The 8882-nt window shown below is 74.4% G+C and carries 6 protein-coding genes; 5 read left to right on the top strand and 1 reads right to left on the bottom strand.

Features of this window, described 5'->3' with window-relative positions:
- The 4 genes from ACTJK8_RS26270 to ACTJK8_RS26255 form a co-directional block, all read left to right on the top strand.
- The coding region (locus ACTJK8_RS26270) for a methyl-accepting chemotaxis protein (RefSeq protein ID WP_440762762.1) at nucleotides 1–900 on the top strand (900 nt) is incomplete at its 5' end.
- A 107-nt stretch (nucleotides 901–1007) separates the two neighbouring features.
- On the top strand, nucleotides 1008–1424 hold the full coding sequence (locus ACTJK8_RS26265) for an FKBP-type peptidyl-prolyl cis-trans isomerase (protein ID WP_012317803.1): 417 nt from the start codon (nucleotides 1008–1010) through the stop codon (nucleotides 1422–1424).
- Nucleotides 1425–1472: 48 nt separating this feature from the next.
- Entirely contained in the window at nucleotides 1473–2843 is a 1371-nt protein-coding gene (locus tag ACTJK8_RS26260; protein ID WP_440762761.1) for a Wadjet anti-phage system protein JetA family protein, read from the top strand.
- Nucleotides 2836–3462, top strand: a complete 627-nt coding sequence (locus ACTJK8_RS26255; RefSeq protein WP_012317801.1) for a DUF4194 domain-containing protein — start codon at nucleotides 2836–2838, stop codon at nucleotides 3460–3462. The genes ACTJK8_RS26260 and ACTJK8_RS26255 overlap by 8 nt, the downstream gene beginning before the upstream one ends.
- A gap of 60 nt (nucleotides 3463–3522) precedes the next feature.
- Here ACTJK8_RS26255 and ACTJK8_RS26250 read toward each other — a convergent pair whose 3' ends face one another.
- On the bottom strand, nucleotides 3523–5199 hold the full coding sequence (locus tag ACTJK8_RS26250; RefSeq protein ID WP_440762760.1) for a methyl-accepting chemotaxis protein: 1677 nt from the start codon (nucleotides 5197–5199) through the stop codon (nucleotides 3523–3525).
- A gap of 176 nt (nucleotides 5200–5375) precedes the next feature.
- Between ACTJK8_RS26250 and ACTJK8_RS26245 the strand changes: the two genes are divergently transcribed.
- Complete coding sequence (locus tag ACTJK8_RS26245; RefSeq protein WP_440762759.1) at nucleotides 5376–8813, top strand: SbcC/MukB-like Walker B domain-containing protein; 3438 nt, start codon at nucleotides 5376–5378, stop codon at nucleotides 8811–8813.
- Nucleotides 8814–8882 lie beyond the last annotated feature (69 nt).

Below are 8882 nucleotides of genomic sequence, written 5' to 3'. Positions count from 1 at the left end.
CGGCAGCTCGAGGCCGAGGCCGAGGCGGCCCGGCAGGACGCGGAGCGCCAGCGCAGCCTCGTCATGCGGCAGATCGCCGATCGGTTCGCCGACACCGTCGGCGGGATCGTCGCGCAGGTCTCGGCCGCGGCGACCGGCCTGCAGGCGACGGCCCGGAGCATGACCGAGACCGCCGCGCAGACCGCCGAGCAGTCGAGCACCGTCGCGGCCGCGGCCGAGCAGGCGGCCAGCAATGTCGGCACCGTGGCGGCGGCGGCCGAGGAGCTCGGCACCTCGGTCCAGGAGATCGGCCGGCAGGTCGACGGCTCGGCCAGCCTCGCGCGCGCGGCCGTCGCCGAGGCCGATCAGACCGGCGCGCTGGTCCAGGAGCTGAGCGAGGCGGTGACGCGGATCGGCGACGTGGTCGGGCTGATCTCGACCATCGCGGGCCAGACCAACCTGCTGGCGCTCAACGCCACGATCGAGGCCGCGCGTGCCGGTGCGGCCGGTCGCGGTTTCGCCGTCGTGGCCACCGAGGTGAAGGCGCTGGCCGAGCAGACCGCCCGGGCGACCGAGGAGATCGCCGGCCAGATCGGGCGGGTCCAGGCCTCGACCGGTCAGGCCGTGGCGGCGATCGGGACGATCACGGCGCGGATCCGCGACATCGACGGCGTCGCGACCTCCATCGCGGCGGCGGTCGAGCAGCAGGGCGCGGCCACCCACGAGATCGTCCGCAACGTCGGGCAGGCGGCGCAGGGCGCGGCCGCGGTCACCGGCCACGTCGCCGGCGTCGCCGCGGCCTCCGGCGCGACCGAGGCGGCCGCGGGCGAGGTCCTGGGCGCGGCCGCCGCCCTGTCGACCCAGGCCGTGCAGCTGACCGCCGAGGTCGGCCGCTTCCTCGACGGCGTCCGGGCCGCCTGAGAGCGCCCCGGGGGGCACCAACCGTCTCTCCCTGGCCTGGACGGGTCCGAGGCGATAGAAGGCCTCCCGACGGCCGGCGCGCACGGCGCCGGCTCCAGGGAGAAACCATGCCTCGCCTGTCCCCCCTCTTCGGAGCCGCGTTGATCGCCATGACCACTGCCGCCAATGCCGAGACCGTGACCACCCCGTCGGGCCTCAAGTATCAGGACGAGGTCGTCGGCACCGGGCCTGAGCCGAAGGCCGGCCAGACGGTCACCGTCCAGTACACCGGCTGGCTCGACGAGGGCGGCAAGAAGGGCAAGAAGTTCGACTCGTCCCGCGACCGCAACCAGCCCTTCAGCTTCCCCCTGGGCGCCGGCCAGGTGATCAAGGGCTGGGACGAGGGCGTCGCCACCATGAAGGCCGGCGGCAAGCGCACCCTGATCATCCCGCCGCAGCTCGGCTACGGCGCCCGGGGCGCCGGCGGCGTGATCCCGCCGAACGCCACGCTGATCTTCGACGTCGAGCTCCTCGGCGCGAAGTAAGGCAACGATCGGGGCTCGGGCTGCGCGACGGCGAGAGTTCACAGTACCATGCTGTTCGCGCAGCTGTCCGACGAGCTGTTCAAGCCGCTGGCCTCGCCGAGCCGCGGCTTCAACGCCGCCCTGCTCCTGCACCTGCACCGGCGCGTCCTCGGGGCCGAGCCGGTGCGCAAGGCCGAGCTCCTGGCGGAGATCGGCGACTTCGCCGCCGGCTGGAGCGACCCCGAGGTCAGCGGCGACGAGCCGATCTCGGCCGACCCGGCCGAGCGCCGCACGGCGCTCTACCGGCGCCTCCTCGACACCGGCTGGCTGATCGAGCGCCGCGAGCGCTACGTCCCGGTCGCGGAGTTCGACCCCGAGGCCCGCCTCCTGCTGGAGGAGCTGTCCCGGCTCGAAAGGGGCGAGACGCGCTCCTACGGCGGCGCCGTGCTGGAGGTGCTGGGCGGGCTCGAGAGCGCCCTGTCGGACCCGGCGAACCGCTCCGAGGCGCTGTCCAACGCCGCCCGGGCCGCTGCCGCCTTCCTGTCGCACGTGCGCGGCCTCGCGGCCGGCATGCGCAAGGTCGAGGAGCGCATCCTGCGCGAGCCCGACCGCGCCAAGACCTTCCGGCTGTTCTTCGAGGATTTCGTCGAGCGCCACCTGATCAGCGACTACCGGACGCTGCACACCCGCTTTAACCCGTTCCGCTTCCGCGCCAGCGTGGTGCGCGAGGCCGGTCGGGCGCTGCGCGACGCCCTCACGGTCCGGGCGCTGGCCGAGGGCCTGATCCGCGAGGGGCGGAGCGCCGAGCTCGACGCGGCGCAGAAGGCCGTCCGGGCGGATCTCGCCCAGATCCTCGCGGTGTTCGAGGGCCTCGACAACCACCTCGACGCCGTCGACGCCGTGGTGGCGCGGCTGGAGCGCCGGATCGCTTCCGCCCTGCACGTGATGGACCGCCCGGACCCGAGCGGCGTCGAGCGCGTGGCGGCGATGCTGCGCGCCGTCGGCGGGTCCGAGATCGCCCCCGAGGTGCCGGGCGACGTCTCGCTGCTGCGGCCGCCGATCGGCCACGCGCATCTCCAGGCGCCGCGGGCCCGCAAGTCGGCCATCGACATGGAGCCCCTGCCCGACATCGAGGACGACCCCGTGGTCGACGCCTTCGCGGCCGCCAAGGCGGAGTTCCGGCGCCGCACCACCGTGACCCCGGAGAGCATGAGCGCCTTCGTGGAGGCCCGCCTCGGCAAGGCCGTGCGCCTGCGCGGGTCGCAGATCGTGATCGCGGGCGTCGACGACTTCATCGTGTTCCAGCGCCTGCGCGAGATCGACGTGCTGTTCGACGCCAAGCTCGGCGCGCGCTACGCCCTGACCCGGCTGCCCGAGCGGGTTGTCAACGGCTGGCTGGACTGCCCGGACTTCCTGCTGGAGCGCCGTCCCCGTGCTTGAGGGCTTCCGCGCGATCATCGACGGCGACGAGCCGCCGCCCCCCGGCGCCCGGGCGCCGGACGCCGAGGAGCTGTGCCGCGCTCTCCAGGTTCTGCTGAAGGGGCAGGTGATCTACGCCGAGACGCAGGGGATCGGACGGTCCTACGAGCTCGCCCGGCACTACGCGCCGTTCTTCACCGACTACTTCGCCTGCCTCGGCTACGCGCTGACCGTCTCACACCGCGACCAGATGGTCTCGCTGAGCCCGGCCGCCGACGCCCCGCGGCACGACATCGTCTCGGAGCGCCTGCGCAAGGACGAGACCCTGGTGCTGCTGGCGCTCCGGCTCCTCTACGAGGAGGGCCTGCGCGACCACCGGGCCGGCACGGACGGGATCGTCGACTGCACCACCGACGAGATCGTCGAGAAGATCCGCGCCGTGGCCCGCAACGAGCCCCCCGAGGAGGGCCGGCTCGCCGACATCCTGCGCCTCTACGCCAAGCGCGGCGGCCTGCGCCTCGGCGAGCGCGACCGGGTCGAGCGGGTCACGCCGCTGTCGCTCCTGCCGGGCGTGACGGTGCTGGCCTCCGACGCCTGGATGGAGCGCCTGCGGGCGTGGTCCGAGGCCGGCGAGGCCTGAGCTCACCGCCGATCGCTCCCGAGGGAGCGACCCGGACCACCGCGCCCGCCGGTTCCCGGTTCAGGCCGCCCGGACCGTCGCCAGGAAGTGCTCGACCTCGCTGCCGAGATGGGCCGCTTGGCGGGCCATCTCGGACGCCGAGGCCAGAACCTGCGCGGCGGCCGCGCCGGTCTCCTCGGCGGCGCCCGCGACGCCGCTGACGTTGGCGGTCACCGACTCGGTCCCGGTCGCCGCCTCGGCGACGTTGCGGACGATCTCCTGGGTGGCCGCGCCCTGCTCCTCCACCGCCGCCGCGATGGAGTTGGCCATGCCGCTGATCTCGCGGATGCGGCCGGCGATGCCGTCGATGGCCTGGACGGCCTGGCCGGTCGAGCCCTGGATCTGGGCGATCTGGGCCGAGATCTCGGCCGTGGCCTTGGCGGTCTGGTCGGCCAGCGCCTTCACCTCGGTGGCGACGACCGCGAAGCCGCGGCCGGCGACGCCGGCCCGGGCCGCCTCGATCGTGGCGTTCAGCGCCAGCAGGTTGGTCTGGCTGGCGATCGCCGAGATCAGGTCCACCACCTCGCCGACCCGGCGCGCGCCGGTGCTCAGGGCCTGGACGAGGTCGGCCGTGGCGGCCGCCTCGCGGACGGCGGCCTGCGCCAGGTCCGCGGAGGAGCCGACCTGGCGGCCGATCTCATTGACCGAAGAGCCCAGCTCCTCGGCCGCCGCCGCGACCGTGGTGACGTTGGAGGAGGCCTCCTCGGCGGCGGCCGCGGCGCTGGTCGACTGGCCGGCCGTCTGCGTCGCCGTCGCGGTGAGGCTCTGGGCGGTAGACTGGAGCTGCGTCGCCGCCGACGTCACCGAGCCGACGATGCCGCCGATGGCGGATTCGAACCGGTCGGCGAGCTCGCGCGTCGCCTGCCGGCGCTGCGCCTCGGCGCCGGCCCGGGCCTGCGTCGTCTCGGCCTCCAGGGCGCGGGCGTGCAGCAGGTTCTCGCGGAAGACCGCGACGGTCGCCGACATGGCGCCGATCTCGTCCCGCCGCGCCGCGTAGGGGATCTCGGCCTGCGTGTCGCCGTCGGCGAGCCGCCGCATCGACAGCGTCATCCCGGCGAGCGGCCGCGAGACGCCCGTGAAGGCGTACAGCATGGCGCCGAGCGCGATGACGAGGCTGACGAGCAGGCTCACGACGGTCGTCCGGACCGCGTCCGCCTGGCTGTCGCGGGCCGCGCGCCCGGCCGCCTCACCGTTCCGGATGTTCAGGTCGGCGAGGGCGCGGGTCGCGCTGGAGGCCGCGAGGTAATTGGCGTTCATCGGTCCGCGGAAATAGGCGAGCGCCTGATCGTGCTGATCGGCCGGGAAGGCGCGCAGACGGGTCCAGTCGGCCTGCTGCACCGCCAGCTTGGCGAGCAGGTCGTCGTAGATGGTCTGCTCCTCCTTCGACGCCACCAGGCCGCGGTAGGCCTCGGCCTTCGCCTGGCGGTTCCGCATCATCTCGTCGGCGTTCTTCAGGCTGGTCTCGCGCTCGGCGTCGGTATCCGCCGTCACGTAGCGGAACTGCCACAGTCGCGAGCGCATTACGAGGGCGTTGACCGCCTGGGCCTCGTTGATGGACGGCACGGCGTTGTCGATCAGCTCCGCGAGCCGCTGGTCGACCGCCTGCATCTTGTAGAGGGTCACGCCGCCCTGAACCATCGCCGCCAGGAGCAGGAGGGCGAAGAGGCCGCTGAGTTTTGCTTTGAGACTGAGACGCATCGGTCGGTTCCGGTCGTGCGAACGGCACCCGCAGGACATGAACGGCTTGTGCTAACAGTGTCATAACCTGAGGTAGGATCAGGCATCATGGGTTCGCGCGTGTCGGCTTGCATACGCGGCCGAGTCCGGCCAACTGGGCCGCACATCCCTCATCACCGGCCCGACCCACCGACACCGTGTACGTCCTCACCGACATCGCCATCTCGAACTGGTACCTGATCCGCCGCGAGCAGATCCGCCTGCGCGGCGCCGCGGCGCTGGTCGGGCCGACCGGGGCCGGGAAGTCGACGATCTTCGACGCGGTCGGCACCGTGCTGGCCGGCAACAACGCCAGCCGCCTCGCCCTCAACGCCTCGGCCTCCGGCCGCAGCGCCCGCACGGTGCGCGACTACTGCCTCGGCTGGATCAGCGACCCGGCGGAGGGCGGCCGCCCGACGCGGGAATCCTGCGAGACCGTGCTGGTCCTGGTCTTCGAGAACCCCGATTCCGGCCGCGTGGTCTCGGTCGGCCTCGCCCTGGCGGCCCGGGCCGTGGAGCCGAAGGAGACCGTGCTGTCGCGCTTCATCGCGGTCGGGCACCGGTTCGAGGTCGCCGACTACGCGCGCACCGCTCCCGGCGGCACCTACACGGCGCCCTGGAGCGAGATCGCCGCCGACCTGCGCGCCCGCGCGTCGAGCTTCACCGAGTACCGCACCTCCGGCGAGCGCTTCACGGCCGACGTGCTCGCGACCCTGCGCGAGGGGGCGCCGGCGCCGGAGCCGCGCCACTTCCTGCGCAGCTTCGCCAACGCGGTGGCGTTCAAGCCGATCTTCGACACCAGCGCGTTCGTGCGCGCCTTCGTGCTCGACCCGGAGCCCCTCGACGTCGAGCGCGTGCGCCACTCGATCGCCAACTGGCGGCGCCTCCTGGAGACCATCGCCGAACTGGAGAGCCGGCTCGGGCGCCTGCGGCGCCTGCGCGACCGCTACGAGGCCTGGGGCGAGGCGGTCCTGGCCGCCGCGACCCACGAGCTGCGGGCGGCGAGCGCCGAGCTGCGCCGCCGCAGCCTCGACCTCATCGCCGTCCGGAGCCGCCTCCGCGAGGGCGCCGACACCCTGCGCATCGCGCGCGAACGCGTCACCGCGAGCCGAGGCTACGTCCGCGAGATCGACGGCGAGATCGCCGAGAAGAAGGCGCTGGCCGCCGCGAGCGCCGCCGAGGGCCGGCTCGCGGCCTCGACGCTTGGCCTGTCCATGCTGGAGCGGGACCGGAAGGAGCTGATCGGCCGGATCGGCGACCTCGTGGGGCTCGTCGGGCAGATGGCCAAGCTCCAGCCCGTCGCCCCGCTCCTGCGCCAGAGCTGCCCGCAGGCGGCCCGCCTCGCCGAGGCCTGCGCCCGGGCGGGCCTGCGCCGGGAATCCTCGCCCGAGGAGATCCTGCGCCCCGAGGGCCCGCTGGCCGAGCTGGCAGACGGACTGGCGCGCCTGCCCGATTTCGACGAGGCCCTGGAGCGGGCCGCCGAGGACGCGGCGCTCAAAGCCCGGGCCCAGGAGAGCGAGGCCGAGCGCACGGCCCCGCGCACCGGCGGCGGCCCGGCGGCGCGCCTGTCCTCCGACACGGTGGCGTTTCGCGGCGAGCTGGAGCGGCGCGGCATCGACGCGCTGCCGATCTGCGAGCTGGCGGAGATCGTCGATCCGACCTGGGGGCCGGCCCTCGAAGGCCTGCTCGGGCGCGCCCGCGAGGCGCTGGTGGTCGCCCCCGACCGGCTGAGCGAGGCGCTCGGCGTGCTGCAATCGGGCCGCGACCGCTTCAGCCGCTGCATCCTGGTGAAGACCACCGACACCGCAAAGCAGCGGTCCCGCCGCTACGACGACGGGCCGCTCACCGTGATCGAGACCAGCGACCCCCACGCGGAGGCCTTCCTCGGCGTGCGGCTCGGCGGCTACGACCTCGCCCGGGACGATGCCGAACTGGCGCGCCTGTCCCGCGCCGTGGCGCCGAGCGGTCGGACCACGGCCGGCATGGCCTACACGGTGACCCGCAACGTCGACCTGCTGATGACTCGCGGTCATCGCGGGCCGACCGCCGACAGCCGCCGCGCGCACGAGATCGCCGTCACGGAGGCGCGGCGCCTGCGCGGCGAGGCCGCGGTCCTGCGCGAGGCCGCCAGGACGGCCGCCGCGATCCGGGCCCGCGTCGCCCGGGGCCTCGACGACGTGGAGGCCTTGCGGGCCGAGCTCGACGGGCTCGAGGGACGGCGGCGCACGCTCCAGACCGAGCGGGAGGGCATCGAGAAGCGCGACACGGCGGGGCTCACCGCCGAGATCGCCGCGCTGACCACCGAGCGGGTCGGCTACCTGCGGGAACTGTCGGAGGAGCTGGAGCCGAAGCTCGACCGTCTGCTCGCCGACGAGGCGGCCCTGCGCGCCCGGATGGGGCCTGTGCGCGAGGCCGTCCGCGCCGCCCTGTCGGCCCGCCGCGCGGCCCTGCGCCAGCTGAGCGGGGGCGACGCGGCGCGGGTGCGCCTCGCCCGCGCCGAGCCGTTCGACCTCGGTGCGGTCGCCGAGGCGCGGCGGTCGCTCGCCGGACTCGACGCCAAGGCGGCCGGGGCCCGGGTGAGTGCCGAGCGCGGCCTCGCCCGCGATTCCGCCGAGGCCGCCCGCTCGCACGGGCGGATCGCCGAGCGCGAGCTGGCGGAGGCCTGCGCCGCCTGGCGGGTGGAGAACCCGCTCGCCTCCGGGGACGCCCCGGCGATCGACGGTTTCGCCTGGGTGCGGCGGGAATACGAGGCGGTCGAGGGGCACGAGCTGCGCCGCTACCGGGCGCAGGCCGAGCGGGCCGAGGCCGAGATGCGCCGCCTGATGACCGAGGACCTGCTGACGCGCCTCGCCGACCGGTTCGAGCGGGTCCACGCCCGCCTCGCGGCCCTGAACGAGCGGCTCTCGGCGCGCAGCTTCACCGGCCAGACCTACGCGTTCGAGGCGGCGGTCGACCGCCGCTACGCCGCCGTCCACGCGCTGGCCACCGAGACCGCCCGCTCGCCCGAGGCCGCGCAGGCGCTGCTCGCCGGTGAGGCCGAGGGGCCGATGGCGGCCGCGCTCGAGGAGATCACCGCGCTGATCGCCGGCGAGGAGGACGCGGCGCGGCTCGCCGATTACCGCAACTACTTCGTCTACGAGATCGGCATGCGCGACCGGGCGGGCAACCGCACCACCATGTCGGCCCGGGCGCTGCGCGGCTCCGGCGGCGAGGCGCAGGCGCCGTTCTACGTGGCGATCGCCGCGTCGCTGGCCAGCGCCTACTATCCGGGCGACCGGCCGGGCGACGAGAATCCGGGGCTCGGCCTGTGCCTGCTCGACGAGGCGTTCTCGAAGCTCGACGTGCGCAACAGCCAGGCGCTGGTCGATCTCTACCGCGCCTGGGGGCTGCAGCTCCTCATCGCCGCCCCCGAGGACAAGCGCACCACGCTGACCGAGGTGATGGACACGATCGTGACGGTCTACAAGAGCCCGGATCTCACCTCGGTGCGGATCGAGGCCGAGCACCCCCTCGAGGCGGCCCGGCGGGCGCTGCACGCGATCAATCCCGACCAGATCGGGATCGAGGGCTTCCGCCGGTCGGACGCCGCCGAGTGAACCCGCGGGGTACCGGGGCGGGGCTTCGCGCCGCCGTCCCCGGTATCCCCGTTCTTCGGGCGACGGATC

Source organism: Methylobacterium sp. 22177 (assembly GCF_052045615.1).
GTDB lineage: Bacteria > Pseudomonadota > Alphaproteobacteria > Rhizobiales > Beijerinckiaceae > Methylobacterium > Methylobacterium radiotolerans.
This window is presented reverse-complemented; position numbering and strand designations above follow the sequence as displayed.